Origin of the sequence: Rhodoplanes sp. P11, assembly GCF_964266735.1 — a bacterium.
Classification (GTDB): Bacteria; Pseudomonadota; Alphaproteobacteria; order Rhizobiales; family Xanthobacteraceae; genus Rhodoplanes; species Rhodoplanes serenus.
In genome coordinates this window covers 1-25,784 of sequence record NZ_CAXWGY010000021.1, presented here as the reverse complement: position 1 = coordinate 25,784, position 25,784 = coordinate 1, and the positions used below count along the sequence as shown (strand labels likewise).

Genomic DNA, 25,784 nt, shown 5'->3' with positions numbered 1-25,784 from the left:
CGGCGGCCGGCCCGGCCGTCCGGTCCGCGACGACGGGTGCCGAAGGTTGACGAGTTCCGTCGGAACTCGTAAACACGGCGTCCCAGTCGGAGTGAACTCATGGACGGCGCCGCGCCCCGGAGGTCGGGGAATGGCGTCGTTTTCGCGCTTATCGGCAGCGCGTGACTGATTCGGTTTAACCGGCTGACAGCCGGGGGAAGAAGGAGCTGCGGCCTTGGCCCGTATCGCTGGCGTCAACATTCCGACCAATAAGCGCGTCCTCATTGGTCTTCAGTACATCCACGGGATCGGGCCCGCGAAGGCCCAGGAGATCATCGAGAAGGTCGGGATTCCGGTCGAGCGCCGCGTGTCGCAGCTCACCGACCACGAGGTGCTCCAGATCCGCGAGGTGATCGACCGCGACTATCTGGTCGAGGGCGATCTGCGCCGCGATGTCTCCATGAACATCAAGCGGCTGATGGATCTCGGCTGCTATCGCGGCCTGCGCCATCGTCGCGGCCTGCCGGTGCGCGGCCAGCGCACCCACACCAATGCGCGGACCCGCAAGGGCCCGGCGAAGCCGATCGCCGGCAAGAAGAAGTAAGCGAGAGCCGCAAGTCTTCAGGGTACAGGGCGGGTCGGAGCGCGCGAGCGACGGACCGCAGAAGGATCGACAATGGCCAAGGAAACCACCCGCGTCCGTCGCCGCGAGCGCAAGAACATCGCCTCCGGCGTGGCGCATGTGAACGCCTCGTTCAACAACACGATGATCACCATCACGGACGCCCAGGGCAACGCCATCGCGTGGTCGTCGGCCGGCACCATGGGGTTCAAGGGCTCGCGCAAGTCGACCCCCTATGCGGCCCAGATCGCCGCCGAGGACTGCGCCCGCAAGGCCCAGGAGCATGGGATGCGGACCCTCGAGGTCGAGGTGGCGGGGCCGGGCTCGGGCCGCGAGTCGGCGCTGCGGGCCTTGCAGTCGGCCGGCTTCACCATCACCTCGATCCGCGACGTGACGCCGATTCCGCACAACGGCTGCCGGCCGCGTAAGCGCCGCCGCGTCTGACGATTTTCAGTGTTCCGGCGGACGACCGTCGCGTCCGTCGCCGCATTTCGGTCCCGCGGGCGGAGCGGGACGCGCGGCCGAAAGACCCCCGCGCCACCTAACGATGGGTGATGACGTGACAATTCAGAAGAACTGGCAAGAACTGATCCGGCCGAACAAGCTCCAGGTCACCGCCGGGGCCGACCCCAAGCGGCTCGCGACCGTGGTGGCTGAACCGCTGGAGCGGGGCTTTGGCCTGACGCTCGGCAACGCGCTGCGCCGGATTCTGCTCTCGTCGCTCCAGGGCGCCGCCGTGCAGTCGGTCCACATCGACGGCGTGCTGCACGAGTTCTCGTCGATCGCCGGCGTGCGCGAGGACGTCACCGACATCGTCCTCAACATCAAGGACATCGCCATCAAGATGCAGGGCGAAGGCCCGAAGCGCATGGTGGTGAAGAAGCAGGGACCGTCGGTCGTCACCGCGGGCGACATCCAGACGGTCGGCGACGTCGTCATCCTCAATCCGGAGCTGGTGCTCTGCCATCTCGACGAGGGCGCCGAGATCCGCATGGAGTTCACCGTCGACACCGGCAAGGGCTACGTGCCGGCCGAGCGCAACCGGCCCGAGGACGCGCCGATCGGCCTGATCCCGGTCGACAGCCTGTACTCGCCGGTCAAGAAGGTCTCCTACAAGGTCGAGAACACCCGTGAGGGTCAGATCCTCGACTACGACAAGCTGACCATGTCGATCGAGACCAACGGCGCCGTCAGCCCCGAGGACTCGCTCGCCTATGCGGCCCGCATCCTCCAGGACCAGCTCAACGTCTTCGTCAACTTCGAGGAGCCGAAGCGCCAGGAGCAGCCGATGCTGCTGGCCGACGATCTCGGCGGCATCCCGCCGGCGTTCCTCAAGAAGGTCGACGAGCTGGAGCTGTCGGTGCGGTCGGCCAACTGCCTGAAGAACGACAACATCGTCTATATCGGCGATCTCGTTCAGAAGACCGAGGCGGAGATGCTCCGCACGCCGAATTTCGGGCGCAAGTCGCTCAACGAGATCAAGGAGGTGCTGGCACAGATGGGCCTGCATCTCGGCATGGAAGTGCCCGGCTGGCCGCCCGAGAACATCGAGGAGCTGGCGAAGCGCTTCGAGGATCACTACTGACCTCTTCACCTCTCCCCTGTGGGGAGAGGTCGGACCGCGACGCGGTCCGGGTGAGGGGACCAGGCGTCGAAATTTGTCGAGGCCCGTCCCCCTCACCCTAGCTCTCTCCCCGCAGGGGAGAGGGGACAAATCGGAATTCTGGGCCGGTCGAACGGGCCCAAATAGAGGATAGGACCATGCGCCACGGCTCCGCCCACCGGAAGCTCAACCGCACCTCCGAGCATCGGCGCGCCATGTTCGCCAACATGGCGGCGGCGCTGATCAAGCACGAGCAGATCGTCACCACGCTGCCGAAGGCCAAGGACCTGCGGCCGATCGTCGAGAAGCTGGTGACCCTCGGCAAGCGCGGCGACCTGCACGCCCGCCGCCAGGCGATCGCCGAGCTGCGCGACGTCGCCATGGTCAAGAAGCTCTTCGACGTCCTTGGCCCGCGCTACAAGGACCGTCAGGGCGGCTACACCCGCGTGCTCAAGGCCGGCTTCCGCTATGGCGACTCGGCGCCGGTCGGCGTCATCGAGTTCGTCGACCGCGACGTCACCGCCAAGGGCAAGGACTCCGGCCCGACCGCCGACGGCGGCGAGGCCGAGGCGGCCTGACGCGGAATCCCCGTGCCGGCCGTCGCATCGCGACGCCGGCGCCTGCCAGATCGAGTAGCGAGAGCGCGCCCGGACCCTGTCCGCGGCGCGCTTTTTTGTTCGGCTCGCTGTTTCAACGGCCCCTCTGCCCTGGACGAACGTCGACAGGTCTCGAACAATCCGCCCGCCAATCGCACCAAGCGAAAGTCGCACAAAGCGGCAAATGGGAGGAAATGCATGTTCGAGCGGACCACCGGGCTGTTGCTGGCCGTGAGTCTCGCCGGGGCGGCCGGGACGGCCTTCGCCGAGACGCCGGTGGAGCGGGGCGCCTATCTGGTCGGCACGGTGATGACCTGCCACAACTGCCACACCCCGATCGGCCCGGCCGGGCCGGACATGAGCAAGGCGCTCACCGGCGGCACGGTGCTGTTCGACGAGCCGGCGTTTCGGGTGCGCGGCTCCAACCTGACGCCCGATCGCGAGCACGGGATCGGCGCCTGGAGCGACGCCGAGCTGAAGGCCGCGCTGCGTGAGGGCGTGCGCCCGAACGGCGTGCCGCTCGCGCCGATCATGCCGACCGGCTTCTACGGCGTGCTGACGCCGTCCGATACCGACGCCATCGTGGCCTATCTGCGCAGCCTGCCGCCGTCGCCGAACCGGGTCGAGGCGCCGGTCTACCGGGCCGCGGTGGAGCGCGAGGTGATGCCGGAGGCCGAGCGTCCCGCCGATCCGGCCCGTTTCGCCGACAAGGTCGAGCTCGGCCGCTATCTCGTCACCATCGCGCACTGCCTGGAGTGCCACACGCCGCGTGTCGACGGGCGGCTGAACTTCGCGGCGGCCGGGGCGGGTGGTCAGGAGTTCAGGGGGCCGTGGGGCGTTTCGGTCGCCCCCAACATCTCGTCGCATCCGCAGAAGGGGCTGGGTGGCTGGAGCGATGCCGAGATCCGGCGCGCCCTGACGGAGGGCCTTTCGCGCGACGGCCGCAAGCTGAAGCCGCCGATGGGCTACGGCTTCTACGCCAAGATGACACCGGCCGATGTCGACGCCGTGGTGGCCTATCTGCGGACGCTGCCGCCGCGGGAGTAGGCCGGAGGTGCCGCCGGGGTCGCCCGCCGCGAGCGGCCTCTGTCGGCTGGACGACGAGACGGCCGCCACCGGACCCGCCCGGCGGCGGCAACGCCCGCCTGCGGCCTTCAACTGATCGGCGCGAGGCTCTATGGTGCGCGGATTCTCGTCCAGGAGTGCCACCCCATGCCGTCTCTGCCGTCGCGGTTCGGACCTGCCGTCGTCACCGCCTTGACGATGCTCGCTGTCGCGGCGCCGCTCGTGCTCGCCCAGGACAGCCGGGCGCAGGAGGCCCGGGTGCCGAGCTCGACCGGCGAGATCCGGCTGTCCTATGCGCCGGTGGTCAAGCGCGTCGCCTCGTCGGTCGTCAACGTCTACGCGGCCCGCATCGTCGAGAACCGTCATCCGCTGATGGACGATCCGGTGTTCCGCCGCTTCTTCGGCGGCCGGCCGCAGGAGCAGGTGCAGCGCTCGCTCGGCTCGGGCGTGATCGTCGATCCGAGCGGCCTGATCATGACCAACAACCACGTCGTCGAGAACATGGATCAGGTGAAGGTCTCGCTCGCCGACAAGCGCGAGTTCGAGGCCGAGATCGTCCTCAAGGACGCCCGCTCCGATCTCGCCGTGCTGCGCCTCAAGGACGTCACCGAGAAGTTTCCGGCGATCGCCATCGGCGACTCCGACACGTTGCAGGTCGGCGACCTCGTGCTCGCCATCGGCAACCCATTCGGCGTCGGCCAGACGGTGACGCACGGCATCGTGTCGGCGGTGGCCCGCACCCAGATCGGCATCACCGATTATCAGTTCTTCATCCAGACCGACGCGGCCATCAATCCGGGCAACTCGGGCGGCGCGCTGGTCGACCTGTCGGGCCGGCTGGTCGGCATCAACACGGCGATCTTCTCGCGCTCGGGCGGCTCGCAGGGCATCGGCTTCGCCATCCCCGTCAACATGGTGCGGGTGGTCATCGCCTCGGCCCAGGGCGGATCGAACGTGGTGCGCCGGCCGTGGCTCGGCGCCAAGCTCCAGGCGGTGACGGCGGAGATCTCGGAGGCGTTCGGCCTCAAGCGCCCGGCCGGCGCGCTGGTCGGCACCGTCGCCAAGAAGAGCCCGGCCGAGCGGGCGGGCCTGCGCACCGGCGACCTGATCGTGGCGATCGACGGGGTCGAGGTCGACGATCCCAACGCCTTCGACTATCGCTTCGCCATGAAGGCGATGGGCGGCCAGGCGCAGATCGGCGTGCTGCGCAGCGGCCGCGAGATCCGTGTCGCCGTGCCGCTGGAGAGCGTGCCCGACGGGCCGCGCGACGAGCGCCTGATCCGCAGCCGCTCGCCGTTCGCGGGCGCCCGGGTCGCCAATCTGTCGCCGGCGCTGGCCGACGAGCTGCGCCTCGACGTCACCCTCCAGGGGGTCGCCATCATCGAGGTGCAGGACGGCTCCACGGCGCGTGGCCTCGGCTTCCGGAAAGGCGATCTGGTGCTCGCCGTGAACGGCGAGGCCATCGGGTCGAGCGGCGACCTCGAGCGCATCGCCGGCCAGCAGCAGCGGGTGTGGCGCATCACCATCCAGCGCGACGGGCAGCCGATCTCGGTGGTGTTCGGCGGCTGACCGCAGGCGCGCGGCCTCTGGCGCGCCGCCGGCCGAGGGTGTTTTCCATGGCTCCGCGTGCCAAGAGCTCCGGCACCAAGACGTCCGAAGACGGGCCGTCGCTGTTCGCGGCGGCCGGGCTGGAGCACGACGCGCCGAGACCGCTCGCCGACCGTCTGCGGCCGACCCGGCTCGACGAGGTCGTCGGTCAGGATCACCTGCTCGGGCCGGACGGCGCGCTGACCCGGATGATCGAGACGCGGTCGCTCGGCTCGCTGGTGTTCTGGGGGCCGCCCGGTACCGGCAAGACCACGGTGGCGCGGCTGCTGGCGCACGCCACCGATCTCGAATTCGTCCAGCTCTCGGCGGTGTTCTCGGGCGTCGCCGATCTCAAGAAGACGTTCGAGGCGGCACGCGCCCGCCGCGAGGCCGGGCAGGGGACCCTGCTGTTCGTCGACGAGGTGCATCGCTTCAACCGCACCCAGCAGGACTCCTTCCTGCCGGTGATGGAGGACGGCACCGTGGTGCTGGTCGGCGCCACCACCGAGAACCCGAGCTTCGAGCTGAACGCGGCCCTTCTCTCGCGCGCCCGCGTGCTGGTGTTCCGCTCGCTCGACGAGGCCGCGGTCGGCAAGCTCTTGGGGCGGGCCGAGGCGGCCGAGGGACGTCCGCTGCCGCTCGACCCGGAGGCCCGCGCGGCGCTCGTCCGCATGGCGGACGGCGACGGCCGCGCCGCCCTGACGCTCGCCGAGGAGGTGTGGCGGGCGGCGCGCGCGGGCGAGACCTTCGACCTCGCGACCCTCCAGGAGATCGTCCAGCGGCGCGCGCCAATCTACGACAAGAGCCAGGACGGCCACTACAATCTCATCTCGGCGCTGCACAAGGCGGTGCGCGGCTCCGATCCCGACGCGGCGCTCTACTGGTTCTGCCGGATGGTCGACGCCGGCGAGGACCCGCTGTTCCTGGCCCGCCGGATCGTCCGCATGGCGGTCGAGGATATCGGGCTCGCCGATCCGCAGGCGCTGGTGATCGCCAACGCCGCCAAGGACGCCTACGACTTCCTCGGCAGCCCCGAGGGGGAGCTGGCCATCGCCCAGGCGGTGATCTATGTGGCGACGGCGCCCAAGTCGAACGCCGCCTATCGGGCCTACGGGGCCGCGATGCGCACCGCCAAGCAGGCGGGCTCGCTGCTGCCCCCCAAGCACATCCTCAATGCGCCGACCCGTCTGATGAAGGAAGAAGGGTACGGCGCCGGCTACGAATACGATCACGACACGCCCGAGGCGTTCTCGGGCCAGGACTACTTCCCCGAGACGCTCGGGCGGCAGACCTTCTACGATCCGCCGGAGCGCGGTTTCGAGCGCGAGATCCGCAAGCGGCTGGACTATTGGGCGCGGCTGCGCAAGGAGCGGGGCGGCGGGTGAGCCCTTCACGAGACACCGGGATACGAGACACCGGGATGACCCGATCCCAGCGGAGCACGAGATGAAACGAGGCAGCGGCGGCCCCCGGCAGCCGGGTGGCGGACGGCGGATCGCCGGGCCGCGCGATCACGATCGTAGCGGCAGCGCCGGCACCGGACCGGGCCGCGGGCCGGCCGGCAAGCCGGGCCGGAAGCCCAAGGGGGCATTCGGGGCCAAGCGGCCGGGCGGCGGACCGGGGATCGGCGGCAAGCGCACCACCGAGCAGGGCTCGCGCGGGCCACGCTTCGACGATCGGCCGCGGACCGGGCGCAACAAGGACGAGCGGCGGCGTCCCGACCAGCGGTTCGTCAAGACCGGGCCACGCCGCGACGAGCGTGACGAGCGGGACGATTGGGCCGCGACGGAGCGCCCCGTGGCCGCCCGGTCGGTCGGGCCGCGGCGAGAGGGGCATGACGAGCGATCGCACGGGGACCGCGCCGGCGACGCGCGCGTCCGATCACCCCGCAGCCGGGGCGAGGCGTCGGGGGGGCGTCCTTCGGCCGCCCGCGCCGTGGCGGAGCCCGCCGCCGTGCCCGCGCCGCCGCCGACCGCGGTGCAGCCGACCGCGGTGCAGACCGTCACGGTGTCGCCCGACGAGGACGGCATGCGGGTCGACCGCTTCTTCGAGGCGCGCTTTCCGGGCCTGTCATTCAGTCACATCCAGCGCATCGTCCGCAAGGGCGAGGTGCGGGTGAACGGCAAGCGGGTCGACACCAAGGACCGGCTCGCGACCGGACAGGCGGTGCGCATCCCGCCGCTGCGGCTCGACGCGCCGCCGCCGCGCAGCGGCGCCGCCGCCGAGGCCGACGAGAAGACCCGCAAGCTCCTCGCCTCGATCACCCTGTTCGAGGACGCCGACGTGCTGGTGCTCAACAAGCCGATGGGTCTCGCGGTGCAGGGCGGCTCCGGCACCACGCGCCATGTCGACGGCATGCTGGAGGTTCTGCGCGACGCCAAGGGCCAGCGGCCCCGGCTGGTCCACCGGCTCGACAAGGACACGGCCGGCTGCCTGCTGATCGCCAAGACACGGTTCGCCGCCTCGACACTCGCCAAGAGCTTCCGGTCGCGGGAGGCGCGGAAGATCTACTGGGCGCTCGCCGCCGGGGTGCCGAAGCCGCGCCAGGGCCGCATCTCGACCTTCCTGGTCAAGGAGGAGCGGGAGGACGAGAGCATCATGCGGATCGCCCGCCACGGCGAAGAGGGTGCGACCCACGCCGTCACCTACTATGCCGTGGTCGAGACGGCGGCCCAGCAGCTCGCCTGGCTGTCGCTCAAGCCGGTCACCGGGCGCACCCATCAGCTCCGCGCCCACCTCGCCCATATCGGCCATCCGATCGTCGGCGATCCCAAGTACTTCTCCATTGAAAACTGGCAGTTGCCAGGCGGAATTCAGAACCGGCTTCACCTGATGGCGCGCCGCCTGGTGATCCCCCATCCGCGCGGCGGCGTCATCGACGTGACGGCGCCGCTGCCGCCCCACATGCTGCAATCGTGGAACCTGGTCGGCTTCGACGCCACCCGCTACGACCCGATCGAGGAGTCCCCCGACGAGGATTGATCGGCGATTACTCCGCCGAGGTGTGCGGACTCTTCCGAATCGCAATCGCCCGGATGCCCGACGCAGGCGGGCCTCCCGTAGTCTGCCGGTGCCGGTGCTTCGGGTCTGTCGGGACGTTGTGGGCGTCGCTCGCCGCCGGTCGTCGAGACCCTCGCCATTCGGGCGGACCGTGCCTCGCACGGGAGGACCGGCATGACAGACTTGCGCCACGACCAGACCCGTCGTCCCGAAATCCGGCGTTCCGAGATCCGGCGTCCCGCCGGGAGCGATCACGCGGTGGCGCGCGTGACGCTGTCCATCGGCGACTTCGCCTGTCCACCGAGACCCATGCGGACGGCGAGGACGGCCCGCCGCCCTGCCTGATGCCGGTGCGCAAGGAACGCTCGGCCGGAGCCCGCACAGCCGCTTCGCGGCGTCCGGAGTGACATCGAATGGACGCCAGCCGGTTCTCCTCCATGCGCCGCCGTCGCGACTCCGATCGTCCTCCGATCGCCCCCCATAGCCCATCCGGTGGATAACTCACCCGAACGGCCCAGGGGTAGGGGGCGGCATGGAACCAATCCGGCGCTGCGGCGTTGGCCTGCGATCGTATTACCGCTGCGCCGGTTACCCCCTGAAGGTTCCGCCATGGATGCCCTGACTCACGACGTCCGCGACGGCGCTGCATCCCAGTCCTCGGCCGCAGGCAAGCTCGACTCGTGGAAGGAGATGCTCGACGTCCTTCCGGTCGCCGCCTATCTGTGCGACGACGCCGGCGCGATCGTCCATTGCAACCGCCGCGCCGCCGAGATGTGGGGCCGCTCGCCGATCGTCGCCGACGATGCGCCCGGCAGCGTGCCGCTCCGCCCGGTCCGCGACAACGGGCGCCATCTCGGCCTCGTCGATACCCCGGTCGGCACCTTCATGCGCGTGGGCGAGCCGGTCCGCGACCGCGAGATCATCCTGGAGCGCTCGGATGGCGGCCGCGCCATCGTGCTGGCCAATGTCGAGCCGATCACCGATCCGGACGGGGCCGTGTTGGGCGCCGTCGGCTGCTTCCATGACATCACCGAGCGCAAGCGCGCCGACCACCGGCAACGCGCGCTTCTCGACGAGCTGAACCACCGGGTCCGGAACGCGCTGGCCACGGTCCAGTCCTTCGCCGACCACACCATCCGCAAGTGCGGCGCCTCCAAGGAGGCCCAGGACGATTTCGAGGGCCGCCTGGTGGCGCTCAGTCGAGCCCACGATCAGCTCACCCGCGGCTGCTGGGACCCGATCGACCTGAAAACCATCATCGAGAGTGCCGTCGCTCCCTCCACCGGCGCCTCTCCGGCCCGGCTGCATGTGGCGGGAGACTCCATCCGGCTCGGCGCCCAGGCGTCGCTGACGCTGTCGCTGGTGTTCCACGAGCTGGCCGCCAATGCGGCGAAGTTCGGCGCCTTGTCGTCGACGGACGGCCGGGTCGCGGTGACCTGGACGGTGCGCGAAGCCGACCGCGGTCCGGTCGTGCGCATCGCCTGGCAGGAAGAGGGCGGACCCGAGGTGGCGCCGCCGCGGCACCGGGGCTTCGGCACCCGGCTGGTGGAGCAGGGGCTGGCCCGCCAGCTCCGGGGGGCGGCCGCGCTTGACTACGATCCCGCCGGGTTGCGATGTACAATGGATATTCCATTGTCGTCGACGCCGGGATGAGCTTGGACCAGAGCGCGGACCCGTCTCTACCGAACTTCGACCGTCTGAGCGTCCTCATCGTCGAGGACGAGGCCATCATCTCGTTCCTGATCGAGGACATCCTGCGCGAGCTGGGCTGCGGCGTGGTGCGCAACGTGGCCGGCATCGCGGAGGCGCTCGCGGCGCTCGACGAGGCCCGCCCGGACGTCGCCGTTCTCGACGTCAATCTCGACGGGGTCGAGGTCTATCCGGTGGCCGAGCGGCTGCGCGATTGCGGCATTCCGTTCGTCTTCACCACCGGCTACGGCGCCGACGGCCTCGATCCCGGCTGGGCCCACATGCCGGTGGTGCAGAAGCCGTTCCGCTCCGACATGCTGGCCCGCGCCCTCGAAGCCGTCCTGGTCAAGCCCTGACGACGCCCAATTGGCGTGCCCCCATCGCCGTGCCCCCATCGCCGTGCCCCGTCGGCGTCCCGTCGCCGCGCCCCCGGCTGCCGCGCCCTTGCGCCTGCCGCCCGGCCGTGCCCCGCGGCGTCGCGGCGGTGGAGTTCCGCCGGGGGTCGTTTGTCGGTGCCGTCCGACGGGCTAAGATCGACTCGGATTTCGCTCCGGTCACCGGCCCTCGCGCACCGTTCGGCTCGCGGCCGGCTCGCCGGCCGGCCACCCGAACCTCTGGACCATGACGATGACCCCACTCCATGCGCTGCACGCCCAAGGACAGGCCGTGTGGCTGGACTTCCTCGCCCGCAGCTTCGTCGAGACCGGCGAGCTGCGCCGGCTGGTCGAGGCGGGGGTGCGCGGCGTCACCTCCAACCCGTCCATCTTCGAGAAGGCGATCGCCGGCTCGACCGAGTACGATGGCGCCATTCGGGCGGCCCTGGCCGACGGCGACCGCGGCGTCGGCGACCTCTACGAGCGCCTCGCCGTCGAAGACATCCAGCGCGCCGCCGACGTGCTGCGGCCGATCTACGACCAGACCGGCGGGGTGGACGGCTTCGTCAGCCTGGAGGTGTCGCCCTATCTGGCCATGGACACCGACGCGACGATCGCCGAGGCGCGCCGCCTGTGGGCCGCCGTCGATCGGCCGAACCTGATGGTCAAGGTCCCCGGCACCGCGGCGGGCGTGCCGGCAGTGCGCACGCTGATCGGTGATGGCATCAACGTCAATGTCACGCTCCTGTTCGCCCGCCCGGTCTACGAGGCGGTGGCGAACGCCTACATCGCCGGTCTCGAGGATTTCGGCGCCAAGGGCGGCGATGTCGCCCGGGTGGCGAGCGTGGCGAGCTTCTTCGTCAGCCGCATCGACACCGCGGCGGACGCGCTGCTCGACGCCCGCATCGCCGCCGCCAACGATCCCGACGAGAAGGCCCGCCTCGAAGGGCTGAAGGGCGAGATCGCCGTCGCCAACGCCAAGCTCGCCTATCGCAGCTACAAGGCGCTGATCGCCGGCGACCGCTGGCGGGTGCTGGCCGCCAAGGGGGCGCGGCCGCAGCGGCTGCTGTGGGCCTCGACCGGGACCAAGAACAAGGCCTACAGCGACGTCCTCTATGTCGACGAGCTGATCGGCCCCGACACCGTCAACACGGTGCCGCCGGCGACCCTCGACGCCTTCCTGGACCACGGCCGTCCGGCCGCCACCCTGGAGCGCGGCGTCGACGAGGCCGAGGCGGCGCTCGCGGCGCTCGACGCCGCCGGCATCTCGCTCGATGCGGTCACCGACCGGCTGGTGGAGGAGGGCGTCGCGCTGTTCGCCGACGCCTTCGACAAGCTGCTCGGCGCTGTGGCGCAGGCGCGCGCCGCGGTGCTGGGCGATCGTCTGAACCGGCAGGCCGTATCGGTGCCGCCGGCGCTCGCCGCCGCCGTCGCGGCGGAGGCCGACGCCTGGCGCAAGGCCGGCACCATCCGCCGGCTGTGGGCGAAGGATGCGTCCGTGTGGACCGGCACCGACGAGCACCGCTGGCTCGGCTGGCTCACCGGCACCGCCGAGGGCCAGGCGAAGCTCGCCGACTATCAGGCGTTCGCGGCCGACGTGAAGGCGGCCGGCTTCACCGACGTGCTGCTGCTCGGCATGGGTGGGTCGAGCCTCGGCCCCGAGGTGCTGGCCGAGACCTTCGGGCCGCAGCCCGGCTTCCCGCGGCTGCGCATCCTCGATTCGACCGACCCGGCGCAGGTGCGCGCCACCGAGGCGGCCGTCAAGCTCGCCTCGACGCTGGTCATCGTGGCCAGCAAGTCGGGCTCGACCACCGAGCCCAACGTCATGCTGGCCTACTTCCTCGACCGGCTCCGCAAGGTGGTGGGCGACGCGGCCGGCCGTCACGTCGTCGCCATCACGGACCCCGGCTCGTCGCTGGAGAAGGTGGCGCAGCGCGACGGCTTCCGGGCGATCTTCCATGGCGAGCCGACCATCGGGGGCCGCTACTCGGTGCTGTCGCCGTTCGGGCTGGTGCCGGCGGCGGCCGCCGGCATCGATGTGGCGCAGTTTCTCGCCTCGGCCGAGCTGATGGTCAACGCCTGCGGCCCCGATGTGCCGCCGGCCGCCAATCCGGGGGTGCAGCTCGGCCTGCTGCTCGGGGTCGCCGCCAAGGCCGGACGCGACAAGATGACCATGCTGGCGTCGCGCGGGCTCGCCGATTTCGGCGCCTGGGCCGAGCAGCTCGTCGCCGAGTCGACCGGCAAGAACGGCCAGGCGATCATCCCGGTCGACGGCGAGCCGCTGGGCTCGCCGGTGTGCTACGGCGACGACCGCCTGTTCGTCGATCTGCGGCTCGCCGGCGACGCACCGTCGCACCACGACGCCGAGATGGCCGCGCTGGAGAAGGCCGGTCATCCGGTGGTGCGCATCGTGTTGCGCGACCGCGCCGAGATCGCCCAGGAGTTCTTCCGCTTCGAGATCGCCACCGCGGTGGCGGGCGCCGTGATGGGTCTCAACCCGTTCGACCAGCCCGATGTCGAGGCGAGCAAGATCAAGACCCGCGAGCTGACCGCGGCGTTCGAAGCGACCGGCCGGCTGCCGGCCGAGACGCCGGTGGCGTCGAGCGACTCCTTCGACGTCTTCACCGATCCGGCGAACGCCGCCGCGTTGCGCGCCGCCGGCGCCGGCACCGATCTCGACGGCTGGCTGCGGGCGCATCTCGCCCGGGTGAAGCCCGGCGACTATGTGGCGCTGCTCGCCTATGTGGCGCGCAACCCCGCCCATGCCGGCATGTTGCAGAGCATGCGGCTCGCCGTGCGGGCCCGCCGCAAGGTGGCGACCTGCGTGGGCTTCGGGCCGCGCTTCCTGCACTCCACCGGGCAAGCCTACAAGGGCGGCCCCGACACCGGCGTGTTCCTCCAGATCACCGCCGACGATCATCCCGACCTGCCGGTGCCGGGCCAGGCGGCGAGCTTCGGGATCGTCAAGGCGGCGCAGGCGCGCGGCGACTTCGGCGTGCTGGCCGAGCGCGGCCGACGGGCCCTGCGGGTCCACATCAAGACCGACGTGGCGGCCGGGCTGGCGGCACTCGCCGCGGCCGTCGAGCACGCCCTGAGCTGAAGGAGATCCCCATGCAGATCGGCATGATCGGGCTTGGACGGATGGGCGGCAACATCGTGCGCCGCCTCATGCGCAACGGTCACACGGCGGCCGTCTACGACCGCGACGAGCGGGCGGTCTCCGCCCTGGTGACCGACGGTGCCGTCGGGGCCGCCGACATCGAGGATCTGCTCCGCAAGCTGACGCCGCCGCGCGTCGTCTGGGTGATGCTGCCGGCCGGCCCGATCACCGAGGGCACCATCGAGACCCTGTCGGGCCTGCTGTCGGCCGGCGACATCATCATCGACGGCGGCAACACCTTCTGGAAGGACGACATCCGCCGCGCCCGCTGGCTCAAGCAACGCGGCGTCCACTATGTCGACGTCGGCACCTCGGGCGGCGTGTGGGGGCTGGAGCGTGGCTACTGCATGATGATCGGCGGCGAGAAGGAGATCGTGAAGCGGCTCGATCCGATCTTCTCGGCGCTGGCGCCGGGCGAGGGCGACATCTCGCCGACGCCCGGCCGTGACGATCGCGACGGGCGCGACTCCCGCCCGACGCGCGGCTATCTGCATGCCGGGCCGAGCGGCGCCGGCCACTTCGTCAAGATGATCCACAACGGCATCGAGTACGGCCTGATGCAGGCGTATGCCGAGGGCTTCGACATCCTCAAGAACGCCAACAGCGAGGCGCTGCCCAAGGAGGAGCGCTATAATTTCGACCTCACCGATATCGCCGAGACGTGGCGCCGCGGCAGCGTGATCACGTCGTGGCTGCTCGATCTCACCACGGCGGCGCTGACGCGCGATCCGCAGCTCGGCGACTACACCGGCTATGTGGAGGACTCCGGCGAAGGGCGGTGGACCATCATGGCGGCGATCGACGAGGCGGTGCCGGCCGACGTGCTGTCGGCGGCCCTCTATGCGCGCTTCCGCTCGCGCCGCGACCACACCTTCGGTGAAAAGATCCTGTCGGCGATGCGGCAGGGCTTCGGCGGCCACGTCGAGCCGAAGGACCGCGCGTGACGGCCAAGACCGCCGCACGGGTCGTTCCCCCGGCCGATCCGTGCTGCTTCGTGGTGTTCGGCGCCTCCGGCGACCTGACCCACCGTCTGCTGGTGCCGGCGCTCTACAATCTCGCGGCGGCGGGCCATCTGCCCGACGCCTTCTCGATCGTCGGCGTCGCCCGCGCCGAGATGACCACGGCGGCCTTCTGCGAGGGCCTGCGCAAGGCGCTCGACCGCTTCGCCACCCGTCCGGTCGATCCCGCCGTGGTCGATCGTCTGCTGTCCTGCGTCAGCTACGTCTCGGGCGGGCCGGAGGAGCCGGGCTCCTTCGATCGCCTGCGTGACAGGCTCGAAGTCATCGAGGCGCAGCGCGGCACCCGCGGCAACCGGCTCTATTACCTCGCGACGCCGCCGACCGCCTTCGTGCCGATCGCCCGCGCGCTCGGTGCCGCCGGCATGGCGCGCGAGGAGAAGGGCGCTTGGCGGCGGCTGATCGTCGAGAAGCCGTTCGGCACCGATCTCGCCTCGGCGCAGGCGCTCAACCGGGCGCTGCTCGACATGTTCGAGGAGCATCAGATCTTCCGCATCGACCACTATCTCGGCAAAGAGACGGTGCAGAACATTCTGGTGTTGCGCTTCGCCAATGGCCTGTTCGAGCCGATCTGGAATCGCGACCATATCGACCATGTGCAGATCACCGTGGCGGAAACGCTGGCGGTGGGGCGGCGCGGAAAGTTCTACGACGCCACCGGCGCGCTGCGCGACATGGTGCCCAACCATCTGTTCCAGCTCCTGGCGCTGACCGCCATGGAGCCGCCGTCGCGCTTCGATGCCACCGCGGTGCGCCGCGCCAAGGCGGCGGTGCTCGACGAGATCCAAGTGGAGAGCACGACGGAGGCGCTGCGTCGCTCGGTGCGCGGCCAGTATGCGGCCGGCCGGGTCGGCGACACCGAGGTGCCGGCCTATCGGGCGACCGCCGACGTCGCCCCCGACAGCACCACCGAGACCTACGTGGCCCTCGGCCTGGAGATCGACAACTGGCGCTGGGCCGGGGTGCCGTTCTTCCTGCGCACCGGCAAGGCGCTCGGCCGGCGCGTCAGCGAGGTGGCGATCAAGTTCAAGCAGGCGCCGTTCGCGATGTTCCGCCACATGCCGATCGAGCATCTGGCCGAGAACTTCCTTACGGTGCGGATCGCGCCCGAAGAAGGCATCTCGCTCCAGTTCAACGCCAAGGTCCCGGGGCCGTCGATCGCCATCGACGGCGTCAACATGACGTTCCAGTACCGCGACTACTTCGACGCGGCGCCGAGCACCGGCTACGAGACGCTGATCTACGACTGCATGATCGGCGACGCCATCCTGTTCCAGCGTGCCGACGGGGTGGAGGCGGGGTGGCGCGCCGTGCAGCCGTTCCTCGATGCGTGGCGAGAGGTCGGCGCCGACGGGCTGTGCGTCTACGACGCCGGCAGCGAGGGGCCGCAGGAGGCCCACGATCTGGTCGGCAATCACGGCCGGCGCTGGCGGCCGATCCGATGAGGAAGGGCAGGATGGCTGGGCTTTGGTCATTCCGGGGCGCTGCGAAGCAGCGAACCCGGAATCCAGCAACCAGCACTGAGGTTCGGGCTGGATTCCGGGTCCGCGCGCCGAGGCGCGCATCCCGGAATGACGGACCGTGAGCGCGAGGATGGCCGACCGACGCTTCGTCGTGCTCGACGATGCCGCCGCGCTCGCCGCTGCAGCGGCGGAGCACATCGCCGGCATTCTGGAGCGCGTCGGCGGGCGCGGGGCCGTCTGCCTCACCGGCGGTGGCACGATCGGTCCCGTCTATCGCCGGCTGGCGCAGCCGGACCTCGCGGCGCGACTGCCGCTCGACCGTCTCGACTGGTTCTTCGGCGACGAGCGCATGGTGCCGGCCGATGATCCGCGCAGCAATGCCGGGCAGGCGCGGGCGACGCTGCTCGATCCGCTCGGCGTGCCGGCCGCGCGCATCCACGCGATTCCGACCGACGACGCCGATCCGCACACGTCATCGCGCCGCTACGCGGCCGAGCTCGCGGGGTTCTATGGAAGCGACCGGCTCGATCCGGCGCGGCCGCTGTTCGATCTGGTGCTGCTCGGCCTCGGCTCGGACGGCCATGTCGCCTCGCTGTTTCCCGGCAGGTCGGCGCTCGCCGAGCGCGACCGCTGGGCGGTCGGGGTCGACACCGCGGGGCTCGCCCCCTTCGTGCCGCGGGTGACGCTGACGCTGCCGGCGCTTGCCTCCAGCCGGGCGATGCTGTTCATCGTCGCCGGGGCCGAGAAGCGGCCGGTCATCGCGCAGCTCCTGGCCGGCGCCGACCTGCCGGCCGCGCGGGTGCGCTGCGCCGGGCCGGTCCTGTGGCTCGTCGACCGCGCCGCCGCGCCCGACACCCTGATCGAGGACCGTTCATGACCCGTGCCCGTGCCGCCATCGTCCCCGTCACGCCGTTTCAGCAGAACTGCACGCTCCTGTGGTGCGAGGCGAGCAAGCGCGGCGTGGTGATCGATCCGGGCGGCGATCTCGAGGCGGTCGCCGCGACCATCGACAAGGCGGGCGTGACGGTCGAGCAGATCTGGCTGACCCACGGCCACATCGACCACGCCGCCGGCGCCGCCGACCTGAAGGACCGGCTGGGCGTGCCGGTCACCGGCCCGCACCGCGCCGACGCCTTCCTGCTCGACAACCTGGTGGAGACCGGCGAGGTCTACGGCATCGAGGCCCGCAACATCGTCCCGGATCGCTGGCTGGAGGAGGGCGACACGGTCGCGGTCGGCGAACTGTCGCTCGACGTGCTGCACTGTCCCGGCCACTCGCCCGGCAGCGTCGTCTATGTGGATCGCAGCCAGGGCTTCGCGGTGGTCGGCGACGTGCTGTTCCGCGGCTCGATCGGCCGCACCGACCTGCCGGGCGGCGACCACGCGGCGCTGATCCGCTCCATCAAGGAGAAGCTGCTGCCGCTCGGCGACGATTTCGCCTTCGTGTGCGGCCATGGGCCGACGTCGACGATCGGCCACGAGCGCGCCACCAACCCGTTCCTGCGCTGAGGCGAATCCAGCCGAGCCGCGGCCCCGGACGGGACAGCGGGGCTGCCGGTGTCGGGCAGGGCGGGGGCGCGGAGAGGCGCCTTGCGTTTTCCCGGGCACTGCCCCACAACTCCCGCCGACCCGCGTCCGCCGGGACGCCAGCGGAGCCGAGCCCATGGATTTTGCCGCAGCACGCCGCAAGATGGTCGACAACCAGGTGCGACCGAACGACGTCACCGATCTGCGCCTGATCGCCGCCCTGAACGAGGTTCCGCGCGAGCACTACGTCCCGGCCGCCAAGGCGGCGCTCGCCTACATGGACGGCGACTTGCCGGTCGCCCCGGTGGCGCACGGCCGACCCGACCGCTGCCTGCTCAAGCCGATGGTCCAGGCCCGCATGATCCAGGCGCTCGATCTGGCGGAGACCGACCGGGTGCTCGATCTCGCCTGCGGCACCGGCTACTCGACCGCGATTCTCGCCCGCCTCGCCGCCACCGTGGTGGGGCTGGAGGAGACCCCGGCGCTCGCCGCCACGGCGGGCCGGCTGCTCGCCGAGGCCGGCGTCGCCAACGCCAAGGTCGTCGAGGGACCGTTGGAGGCCGGCTGGCCGGCCGGCGGACCCTACGATGCCATCCTGGTCAACGGTACCGTCGAGACGGTGCCGCCCGCCTTGCTGTCCCAGCTCGCCGAGGGCGGGCGGCTGATCGCCGTGCTGGGAACCAAGGCGCCGGGCGAGGTCGTCCTCTTCCGCTCCGTCAACGGCGTCGCGAGCGGGGTTCCGGTGTTCGATGCGGCAGCCCCCGTACTGCCTGCCTTTTCGACGCCGCCGACCTTTGTTTTCTAAGGGACAATTAGGCTTTCCCCAGCTGTGGCTCGAATGCGCCACCTCGCATCTTTTTCGGCCGCGGGGTTTCCAGGGCCCTGACCGATTTCTATTGTGAGCCCACGGTGGCGCCGCCTCGGCGGCGTCACATCTTGCAATGCTCACGAGGTCGAGGTTGACAATGACAGGGGAGATGACGCGCCGGCGACATACCGTAGCCGCAGCGGTTCTCGCCGCGACACTGGGCACGGTCGGCGCGGCATCGGCCGATACCCTGCCGGGTGCGCTCGCTCAGGCGTATCAGAACAATCCGCAGCTCAACTCGCAGCGCGCCATCGTGCGCGCCACCGACGAGAACGTGCCGACGGCGCTGTCCGGCTATCGCCCGAGTATTTCGGCGACCGCCTCCATCGGCCAGCAGTATGAGCGCCAGGTGTCGGGGGGCGGTCGCGGCGGCGAGGTGGTGGAGGGCTGGACGACGCCGCGCGGCGTCGGCCTCACCGGCACCCAGACGCTGTTCAACGGCTTCCAGACCGGCAATCGCGTGCGCCAGGCCGAGGGCCAGGTCTCGGCGGCGCGCGAGACGCTGCGGCTGATCGAGCAGAACGTGCTGCTCAACGCCGCCACCGCCTACATGAACCTGCTGCGCGACACCGCGATTCTCGATCTCCAGCGGCGCAACGTCGAGGTGCTCCAGGAGCAGCTCCGCCAAACCCGCGACCGCTTTGCGGTGGGCGAGGTGACCCGCACCGACGTGGCGCAGTCCGAATCCCGTCTCGCGGCGGGCCGCTCCCAGGTGTCGGCGGCCGAATCCAACTACACCGCCTCGCGCGCCACCTATCGCCAGGTCATCGGCGTCGAGCCGGGTCGGCTGTCGGCGGCCACTCCGGTCGACCGGCTGTCGCCGGCGAACCTCCAGGCCGCGATCGGCTCCGGCCGCGCCCAGAACCCCAATGTCACGGCCGCGATGTTCGGCATCGACGTCCAGGCCTTGCAGGTGAAGATCAACGAGGGCGCCCTCTATCCGACCGTCATGGCGAACGCCAACGTTCAGCAGAACTGGGACCCGAGCCCGATGGTGTCGAGCCAGTTCAGCGCCTCCTTCATGGGGCAGCTCGCGGTGCCGATCTATCAGGGCGGCGCCAACTATGCGGCCATCCGCGCCTCCAAGGAGACGCTCGGCCAGAAGCGGCTCGACCTGGAGACGGCCCGCGACCAGGCGCAGGCCAACGTGGCGCAGGCGTGGGGCCAGCTCCAGGCCGCCAAGGCCCAGATCGAGGCGACGCAGGCGCAGGTCTCGGCCGCGGAGATCGCCCTCAACGGCGTTCGCGAGGAGGCCCGGGTCGGCCAGCGCACCACCCTCGACGTCCTCAATGCCCAGCAGGAGCTGGTCAACGCCCGGGTGGCACTGGTGACGGCGCAGCGCGATCGCGTGGTGGCGTCCTACAACCTCCTGGCGGCCGTCGGACGGCTGTCGCCGGTGGTGCTCGGCCTGCCCACCGCGATCTACGATCCGGTCACGCATTATCACCAGGTTCGCGACACCTGGGGCGGCGTGCGCACGCCGGACGGTCGCTAGAGCATTTTCCGGCGAAGTGGGACTCGGTTCGCCGTCGAAAATGCGATCCATAAGCACGTCTAGGGCGGCATTCGATCCAGCTGGATCGGATGCCGCCCTAGCCGGACGGCGGCCGGGTCGGTCGCCGCCGGCCGCCCTCGTCGGAATCGAGAATCGGGTTTAAGGTCATTGGATTGATTGCGCATGATCGCCCCGTCTCCATACTGCCGGACAGGCACGGGGCGATGATTCGCACCACCTCGAGCACTTTCCGGCGAAGTGGGACCCGGTTCGCCGTCGAAAGTGCGGCCATGTAAGGACTTCGAGGGCGGCGGCCGATCCCGTGGGATCGACACTCGCCCGAGGCGTCGGCTCGACCGGAGCGACCGGCAGCGGGAACGGATCGCATGAACCAACCGGCAAAGGCGCAAGAGCCGTCGATGGAGGAGATCCTGGCGTCGATCCGCAGGATCATCGCCGACGACGACTCGACCAAGGCGGCGCCGGCCAAGCCGGCGGCGCCCCCTCCGCCGCCGCCGAAGCCCGTCGCGGTCGCGCCGCCGCCGCCGCCGCCTCCGAAGGCGTCCGATCCGTCCGCCACCAACAGCCAGGACGACATCGACGCGCTGTTCGCGAGCTTCGACGCGGCCCCCGCGCCCGAGCCCGAGCCGGAACCTCCGCCGCCGCCGCCCCCCGTCGCGAAGGCGCCTGCGCCGCCACCACCCGCCGCCGCCAAGGCGCCGCCACCCCCGCCGCCGGCCCCCCGGGCCGACGACATCCTCGATCTCACCGAGGACATGCGGACCCCGGCGCCGCCGTTCCGCAAGATCGACGGGCGGCCGTCCGACGTGGTGTTCAGCGAGTCGGACGGCTGGGACGAGGCGATGCCCTCGCATGCCGCACCGCGTCCACCGTCCGCTGGACCGTCGTTCAGCCCGTCGTCGGCCGCGCCGCAGCCGGAGCTGCCGCCCGAGCGGCCGCTGATGTCGGCGGCGACGTCCGCGGCGGTCGATTCGGCCTTCAACGCACTCGCCCAGACGGTGCTGGTGCAGAACGCCCGCACCCTCGAGGATCTGGTCCGCGAGATGCTGCGGCCGATGCTCAAGTCGTGGCTCGACGACAACCTGCCCCAGATGGTCGAGCGCCTGGTGCGGGCCGAGATCGAGCGGGTGTCGCGCGGCCGGAGCTGATCCGGTGCCGGGCCGGCTCGGGCCGAAGATCGATCTCGGGCTGCGGTGATCCGGTCAACGGCCGCCGCGGGCGCGCAGGCGGGCCGCGAACCACAGGCCGAGCAGCGGCAGCACCACGGCGGCGGCCAGGAACACCGGCGGCGCTCCGTGCCGGTCGATGACCGCGGCGAACAGCGTCACCCCGATCGGCTGTCCCATGTAGAGCGAGGCCGAGAACGCCGCCACGGCGGTGCCGCGCGCCGCCGGCGTCAGGTGCGTCGCCTGGGTTTGCAGCGTGTTGTGCAGCATGTAGAAGCCGAGCCCGATGAGGGCGACGGCGGCCGGCGTGATCCACCAGACCGGGGCGATCGCCAGGATGGCGTAGCCGAGACCGAGGATGACGCCGCCCGCCGTGGCGAGACCGCGCTGGCCGAGGCGGAGGACCAGCACCCGAACCGTGGCCGCATAGGCGAGGCCGCCGGCCCCGAACGCCGCGATCACCACCCCGACCAGGGTGAAGCCGAGCCCGAAGCGCAGATGCAGGTCCGCCCCGATGAAGGCGAGCGACCCGTACATCATCATGCCCTCGACGAAGACGATGCCGAGCAGCGTGCGGGCCCAGCGATCGCCGAGGACCATGCGGTAGCCGCCGACGAAGCCGGGGCTGCGGCTGCCGTCGCTCGTCCCGGCGCTGTGGGTCGCGGGATTGCGGCGCATCTCCAGCGCCAGCGCCGCTGCGGCGAGCATGAAGATCAGCCCGAGCACCACGAACACGGCGCGCCAGCCGAGCGCATCGCCGACGATGCCGCCCGCCGCCTGGCCGAACAGCTGCCCGCTGATCTGGCCGGTGAGATAGCGGCCGAGCACCGGCTGGCGCTGGGCCGACGGGACGGTGTCGCCGATATAGGCCATGCCGAGCGGAATGATGCCGGCCGCCGTCACCCCGCAGGCGAGGCGGATCAGCGTCAGCCCGGTGAGCGAGGAGGCCGCCGCGCAGGCCAGCACCAGCCCGGCGCCGAGCGCCGCGGCGACCGTCACGGTGCGAAACTTGCCGAAGCGGTCACCGGCCGGCCCGGCGAAGAGCTGCATGGTGCCGTGGGCGACCAGATAGGACGACACCATCACCGAGGCGGCGCCGACCGAGACGCCGAAGTCGGCGGCGATCTGCGGCAGCGCCGAGTCGGCGGCCCGCACCTGGGCCTGGCTGGCGAAGGCGGCGAGCGCCAGCACGACGATCGGGCGCGTGGTCGAGGGCGGCGCCACCGGGGGTGCGGGAGGCGAGGGTGCGGGCAAGGGATGGGTCCGGTGGCTCGGGCTGGCAGCTTACACCGGCGTGAGCCGTGCGCCATGTCGGTGCGGGTCCACGGCGGCGTGTGTGGCCGGCCGACGGCGTCGCGCCGGCGGAGGCGCGACCGCAAACTCAGGCGTCACCTGCGGTTCCCGCCGTTGACAGGGGGCATGGGCACGGGTTTGGTGACCCCCAAACGCGCGTCGAGAGTCCCAAATGATCGAGAAGACCTATCAGCCCGCCGCCATCGAGGACCGCATCTCCGCCGCCTGGGAGGCGGCCGAGGCGTTTCGCGCCGGTCGTCCCGAGCGCCGCGCCGCGGCGCCCTATTGCCTGGTGATCCCACCCCCCAACGTCACCGGCTCGCTCCACATGGGCCACGCGCTCAACAACACGTTGCAGGACGTGCTGGTGCGCTTCGAGCGGATGCGCGGCAAGGACGTGCTGTGGCAGCCCGGGACCGACCATGCCGGCATCGCCACCCAGATGGTGGTCGAGCGCCAGCTCATGGAGCGCAAGGAGCCGTCGCGCCGCGAGATGGGCCGCGAGGCGTTCCTGGAGCGAGTGTGGGCCTGGAAGGCGGAATCGGGCGGCACCATCGTCAACCAGCTCCGGCGGCTCGGCGCCTCCTGCGACTGGTCGCGCGAGCGCTTCACCATGGACGAGGGGCTGTCGCGCGCGGTGCTGAAGGTCTTCGTCCGCCTCTACGAAGAGGGGCTGATCTACAAGGACAAGCGGCTGGTCAACTGGGACCCCAAGCTGCTCACCGCGATCTCCGACCTCGAGGTGCAGCAGGTCGAGGTCAAGGGCAGCCTGTGGCACATTCAGTATCCGGTCGAAGGGATGGCGGATACCTTCATCACGGTCGCCACCACCCGGCCCGAGACCATGCTGGGCGACGCCGCGGTGGCGGTGCATCCGGACGACGAGCGCTACACGCATCTGGTCGGCAGGCATGTCATCCTGCCGCTGGTCGGCCGCCGCATCCCGATCGTCGCCGACACCTATTCGGACCCGGAGAAGGGCACCGGCGCCGTCAAGATTACCCCGGCGCACGACTTCAACGACTTCGAGGTGGGGCGCCGGCACCACCTGGCGCTGATCAACGTGCTCGACACCGAAGGCCGCCTCGACCTGGCCGAGAACGCCGAGTTCCTCAAGGGCGTGCCGATGTCGCCGGCGCTGACCGAGACGATCGCGCTGCACGGGCTCGACCGCTTCGAGGCGCGCCGCAAGATCGTCGAGCGGCTGGAGGCCGAGGGCTTCCTGGAGAAGATCGAGCCGCACACCCACATGGTGCCGCACGGCGACCGGTCGAACGCGGTGATCGAGCCGTTCCTGACCGACCAGTGGTACGTCAACGCCAAGGCGTTGGCGGTGCGGGCCATCGAGGCCGTCCGCGACGGCTCCACCGTGTTCGTGCCGAAGACCTGGGAGAAGACCTACTTCGAGTGGATGGAGAACATCCAGCCGTGGTGCATCTCGCGCCAGCTCTGGTGGGGGCACCAGATCCCGGCCTGGTACGGGCCGGACGGCAAGGTCTTCGTCGCCGAGACCGAGGAGGAGGCGGTCGCCCGCGCGCTCGCCTACTACGCCGAGACCGAGGCCATCACGCCCATGGAAGGGCACGACATGGCGCTCGATCCGGACAGCCGCGCGCCCTTCCTGATCCGCGACGAGGACGTGCTCGACACCTGGTTCTCCTCGGCCCTGTGGCCGTTCTCGACGCTCGGCTGGCCGGACGAGACCAAGGAGCTCGGACGGTTCTATCCGACGAGCGTGCTGGTGACGGGCTTCGACATCATTTTCTTCTGGGTTGCCAGAATGATGATGATGGGACTTCACTTCATGGATGAAGTCCCGTTCGGCACCGTCTACATCCACGCCCTGGTCCGCGACGAGCGCGGCCAGAAGATGTCGAAGTCCAAGGGCAACGTCATCGACCCCTTGGAGCTGATCGACCAGTACGGCGCCGACGCGCTGCGCTTCACGCTCGCCGCCATGGCGGCGCAGGGGCGCGACATCAAGCTCGCCAAGTCGCGGGTCGAGGGTTACCGGAACTTCGCCACCAAGCTGTGGAACGCCTGCCGGTTCGCCGAGATGAACGGCTGCGTGACCGTGCCGGGCTTCGATCCGCGCGGCTGCGACGAGACCCTCAACCGCTGGATCGGCCACGAGCTGGCCCGGGCGGTCGCCGAGACCACCGCGGCGCTGGAAGCCTACAAGTTCAACGAGGCGGCCGGGGCGGTCTACCGCTTCGTCTGGAACGTCTACTGCGACTGGTACCTCGAACTGTCGAAGCCGGTGCTGCTCGGCGCCGACGGCCCGGCCAAGACCGAGACCCGCGCTATGGTGGCCCATGTGCGCGACGAGATCCTGAAGCTCCTGCATCCGTTCATGCCGTTCGTCACCGAGGAGCTGTGGGCCGTCACCGCCGAGGGGGAGGCGGCCGGCGCCGGCGGGCCGGCGCGCGAGAGCCTGCTGGCGCTCGCCCCGTGGCCGACCGCCGAGGAGCTGGCCGATCCCGACGCCGAGGCCGAGATCGGCTGGGTGATCGACCTCGTCACCGCGATCCGCTCGGTGCGGGCCGAGATGAACGTGCCGCCCGCCACCCTGCTGCCGCTGGTGCTCACCGGCTCGGCCGCCACCTACGAGCGGGCGACCCGCTGGGCCGAGGTCATCGGCCGGCTCGCCCGGCTGAAGGACATCGGCCGCGCCGACGCGGTGCCGAAGGGCTCGGTGCAGCTCGTGGTGCGCGGCGAGGTGGCGGCGATCCCGCTCGCCGGGGTCATCGACATCGCGGCCGAGCGGGCCCGCCTCGGCAAGGAGCAGGCCAAGGCCGAGGCCGACATCCGCCGCGTCGACGGCAAGCTCGGCAATGCCGACTTCCTGGCCCGCGCCCCCGAGGAGGTGGTCGAGGGCGAGCGCGAGAAGCGCGAGGAGGCGATGGCGCGCCGCGCCAAGATCCTCGAAGCCCTGGAGCGGCTGAAGGCGGCCGACTGACCGCGCCCGGGCTGCGCCGGCGGTGCGCCGCCGGGGCCCTCGGCAGGATCGCTGGAGACGCGGCGATCCATCTCCCGTGCGAGACGAGATCCGGCGGATCCAGCCGATGGTCTTTCCGGGGCGGCGTGCAGCGCCGAACCCGGAATCCAGCCGCGAGCTCTGATACCCACGGCATCAGAGATTGACCGCTGCCCAAGCTCTGGTTGCGATCGAGCGGATGCGGCCCGGCTCGGCGGCGAGGGCGTTCCAGGCGTCACAGCAGGCGTCGACGATGTCGTCGTAGGTGTCGAAGACACGGTTG

20 protein-coding genes and 1 pseudogene are annotated in these 25,784 nt (G+C 70.8%); 19 read left to right on the top strand and 2 right to left on the bottom strand.

All coding sequences use genetic code 11. From position 1 onward, the window contains the following. Positions 1 to 214: 214 nt before the first annotated feature. The 18 genes from rpsM to ACFQUV_RS22730 all read left to right on the top strand — a co-directional run bounded on the left by rpsM (position 215) and on the right by ACFQUV_RS22730 (position 21,213). Positions 215 to 583, top strand: coding sequence for a 30S ribosomal protein S13 (rpsM, locus tag ACFQUV_RS22815; RefSeq protein ID WP_129609063.1), 369 nt, complete (start codon positions 215 to 217; stop codon positions 581 to 583). A 72-nt stretch (positions 584 to 655) separates the two neighbouring features. Further along, the gene (gene rpsK / locus ACFQUV_RS22810) at positions 656 to 1,045 is read left to right on the top strand and encodes a 30S ribosomal protein S11 (protein ID WP_111383535.1); all 390 of its coding nucleotides are present in this window, start codon (positions 656 to 658) and stop codon (positions 1,043 to 1,045) included. Between the two features lie 103 nt (positions 1,046 to 1,148). After that, positions 1,149 to 2,186 (top strand): DNA-directed RNA polymerase subunit alpha, encoded by a 1,038-nt coding sequence (locus ACFQUV_RS22805; RefSeq protein ID WP_111383534.1) that lies wholly within the window; start codon positions 1,149 to 1,151, stop codon positions 2,184 to 2,186. A 176-nt stretch (positions 2,187 to 2,362) separates the two neighbouring features. Further along, positions 2,363 to 2,782, top strand: coding sequence for a 50S ribosomal protein L17 (gene rplQ / locus ACFQUV_RS22800; protein WP_111383533.1), 420 nt, complete (start codon positions 2,363 to 2,365; stop codon positions 2,780 to 2,782). 216 nt (positions 2,783 to 2,998) lie between these two features. After that, positions 2,999 to 3,847 carry a cytochrome c gene (locus ACFQUV_RS22795; protein WP_129609064.1) on the top strand — a complete coding sequence of 283 codons (849 nt, stop codon included), beginning with the start codon at positions 2,999 to 3,001 and terminating at the stop codon, positions 3,845 to 3,847. A gap of 165 nt (positions 3,848 to 4,012) precedes the next feature. Beyond that, entirely contained in the window at positions 4,013 to 5,434 is a 1,422-nt protein-coding gene (locus ACFQUV_RS22790; protein ID WP_129609065.1) for a Do family serine endopeptidase, read from the top strand. 47 nt (positions 5,435 to 5,481) lie between these two features. Next, entirely contained in the window at positions 5,482 to 6,837 is a 1,356-nt protein-coding gene (locus tag ACFQUV_RS22785; protein WP_129609066.1) for a replication-associated recombination protein A, read from the top strand. 61 nt (positions 6,838 to 6,898) lie between these two features. Beyond that, entirely contained in the window at positions 6,899 to 8,434 is a 1,536-nt protein-coding gene (locus tag ACFQUV_RS22780) for an RluA family pseudouridine synthase (protein WP_129609067.1), read from the top strand. A gap of 627 nt (positions 8,435 to 9,061) precedes the next feature. Beyond that, positions 9,062 to 10,105 carry a sensor histidine kinase gene (locus ACFQUV_RS22775; protein WP_129609068.1) on the top strand — a complete coding sequence of 348 codons (1,044 nt, stop codon included), beginning with the start codon at positions 9,062 to 9,064 and terminating at the stop codon, positions 10,103 to 10,105. Next, a complete protein-coding gene (locus tag ACFQUV_RS22770) occupies positions 10,102 to 10,497 on the top strand; it encodes a response regulator (protein ID WP_111383786.1) in 396 nt (131 codons plus the stop codon). The genes ACFQUV_RS22775 and ACFQUV_RS22770 overlap by 4 nt, the downstream gene beginning before the upstream one ends. A gap of 271 nt (positions 10,498 to 10,768) precedes the next feature. After that, on the top strand, positions 10,769 to 13,615 hold the full coding sequence (locus ACFQUV_RS22765; protein ID WP_129609069.1) for a bifunctional transaldolase/phosoglucose isomerase: 2,847 nt from the start codon (positions 10,769 to 10,771) through the stop codon (positions 13,613 to 13,615). Positions 13,616 to 13,626: 11 nt separating this feature from the next. Further along, positions 13,627 to 14,619: a phosphogluconate dehydrogenase (NAD(+)-dependent, decarboxylating) gene (gene gnd, locus ACFQUV_RS22760; protein ID WP_129609070.1), complete on the top strand. Its 993-nt coding sequence runs from the start codon at positions 13,627 to 13,629 to the stop codon at positions 14,617 to 14,619. Next, positions 14,616 to 16,136 carry a glucose-6-phosphate dehydrogenase gene (zwf, locus tag ACFQUV_RS22755; RefSeq protein ID WP_129609071.1) on the top strand — a complete coding sequence of 507 codons (1,521 nt, stop codon included), beginning with the start codon at positions 14,616 to 14,618 and terminating at the stop codon, positions 16,134 to 16,136. Before gnd ends, zwf begins: the two co-directional genes overlap by 4 nt. A 148-nt stretch (positions 16,137 to 16,284) precedes the next feature. Continuing rightward, a complete protein-coding gene (pgl, locus tag ACFQUV_RS22750; protein ID WP_129609072.1) occupies positions 16,285 to 17,031 on the top strand; it encodes a 6-phosphogluconolactonase in 747 nt (248 codons plus the stop codon). Further along, positions 17,028 to 17,663: an MBL fold metallo-hydrolase gene (locus ACFQUV_RS22745; RefSeq protein ID WP_129609073.1), complete on the top strand. Its 636-nt coding sequence runs from the start codon at positions 17,028 to 17,030 to the stop codon at positions 17,661 to 17,663. The genes pgl and ACFQUV_RS22745 overlap by 4 nt, the downstream gene beginning before the upstream one ends. A 154-nt stretch (positions 17,664 to 17,817) precedes the next feature. Next, positions 17,818 to 18,486 (top strand): protein-L-isoaspartate O-methyltransferase, encoded by a 669-nt coding sequence (locus ACFQUV_RS22740; protein WP_111383791.1) that lies wholly within the window; start codon positions 17,818 to 17,820, stop codon positions 18,484 to 18,486. Positions 18,487 to 18,658: 172 nt separating this feature from the next. Continuing rightward, positions 18,659 to 20,044 (top strand): TolC family outer membrane protein, encoded by a 1,386-nt coding sequence (locus ACFQUV_RS22735; protein ID WP_129609075.1) that lies wholly within the window; start codon positions 18,659 to 18,661, stop codon positions 20,042 to 20,044. 386 nt (positions 20,045 to 20,430) lie between these two features. Continuing rightward, on the top strand, positions 20,431 to 21,213 hold the full coding sequence (locus tag ACFQUV_RS22730; protein WP_378395789.1) for a PopZ family protein: 783 nt from the start codon (positions 20,431 to 20,433) through the stop codon (positions 21,211 to 21,213). A 54-nt stretch (positions 21,214 to 21,267) separates the two neighbouring features. Here ACFQUV_RS22730 and ACFQUV_RS22725 read toward each other — a convergent pair whose 3' ends face one another. Then, positions 21,268 to 22,485: an MFS transporter gene (locus tag ACFQUV_RS22725; protein WP_129607928.1), complete on the bottom strand. Its 1,218-nt coding sequence runs from the start codon at positions 22,483 to 22,485 to the stop codon at positions 21,268 to 21,270. A gap of 211 nt (positions 22,486 to 22,696) precedes the next feature. Here ACFQUV_RS22725 and ACFQUV_RS22720 point away from each other — a divergent pair, with 211 nt between their 5' ends. After that, positions 22,697 to 25,483 (top strand): valine--tRNA ligase, encoded by a 2,787-nt coding sequence (locus ACFQUV_RS22720; protein WP_129607929.1) that lies wholly within the window; start codon positions 22,697 to 22,699, stop codon positions 25,481 to 25,483. A gap of 174 nt (positions 25,484 to 25,657) precedes the next feature. Here the strand turns inward: ACFQUV_RS22720 and ACFQUV_RS22715 are convergent. After that, positions 25,658 to 25,784 (bottom strand): annotated as a pseudogene (locus ACFQUV_RS22715) (IS630 family transposase); the annotation flags it as partial.

Excerpts from the sequence above, each read along its gene's own strand:
- pgl (WP_129609072.1), top strand. The coding sequence starts at position 16,285 with ATGGCCGACCGACGCTTCGTCGTGCTCGACGATGCCGCCGCGCTCGCC.
- ACFQUV_RS22795 (WP_129609064.1), top strand. The coding sequence starts at position 2,999 with ATGTTCGAGCGGACCACCGGGCTGTTGCTGGCCGTGAGTCTCGCCGGG.
- rpsK (WP_111383535.1), top strand. The coding sequence starts at position 656 with ATGGCCAAGGAAACCACCCGCGTCCGTCGCCGCGAGCGCAAGAACATC.
- ACFQUV_RS22765 (WP_129609069.1), top strand. The coding sequence starts at position 10,769 with ATGACCCCACTCCATGCGCTGCACGCCCAAGGACAGGCCGTGTGGCTG.
- ACFQUV_RS22770 (WP_111383786.1), top strand. The coding sequence starts at position 10,102 with ATGAGCTTGGACCAGAGCGCGGACCCGTCTCTACCGAACTTCGACCGT.
- ACFQUV_RS22740 (WP_111383791.1), top strand. The coding sequence starts at position 17,818 with ATGGATTTTGCCGCAGCACGCCGCAAGATGGTCGACAACCAGGTGCGA.
- gnd (WP_129609070.1), top strand. The coding sequence starts at position 13,627 with ATGCAGATCGGCATGATCGGGCTTGGACGGATGGGCGGCAACATCGTG.
- rplQ (WP_111383533.1), top strand. The coding sequence starts at position 2,363 with ATGCGCCACGGCTCCGCCCACCGGAAGCTCAACCGCACCTCCGAGCAT.
- ACFQUV_RS22780 (WP_129609067.1), top strand. The coding sequence starts at position 6,899 with ATGAAACGAGGCAGCGGCGGCCCCCGGCAGCCGGGTGGCGGACGGCGG.
- ACFQUV_RS22790 (WP_129609065.1), top strand. The coding sequence starts at position 4,013 with ATGCCGTCTCTGCCGTCGCGGTTCGGACCTGCCGTCGTCACCGCCTTG.
- ACFQUV_RS22775 (WP_129609068.1), top strand. The coding sequence starts at position 9,062 with ATGGATGCCCTGACTCACGACGTCCGCGACGGCGCTGCATCCCAGTCC.
- ACFQUV_RS22735 (WP_129609075.1), top strand. The coding sequence starts at position 18,659 with ATGACGCGCCGGCGACATACCGTAGCCGCAGCGGTTCTCGCCGCGACA.
- ACFQUV_RS22730 (WP_378395789.1), top strand. The coding sequence starts at position 20,431 with ATGAACCAACCGGCAAAGGCGCAAGAGCCGTCGATGGAGGAGATCCTG.
- ACFQUV_RS22745 (WP_129609073.1), top strand. The coding sequence starts at position 17,028 with ATGACCCGTGCCCGTGCCGCCATCGTCCCCGTCACGCCGTTTCAGCAG.
- ACFQUV_RS22720 (WP_129607929.1), top strand. The coding sequence starts at position 22,697 with ATGATCGAGAAGACCTATCAGCCCGCCGCCATCGAGGACCGCATCTCC.
- ACFQUV_RS22805 (WP_111383534.1), top strand. The coding sequence starts at position 1,149 with ATGGGTGATGACGTGACAATTCAGAAGAACTGGCAAGAACTGATCCGG.
- ACFQUV_RS22785 (WP_129609066.1), top strand. The coding sequence starts at position 5,482 with ATGGCTCCGCGTGCCAAGAGCTCCGGCACCAAGACGTCCGAAGACGGG.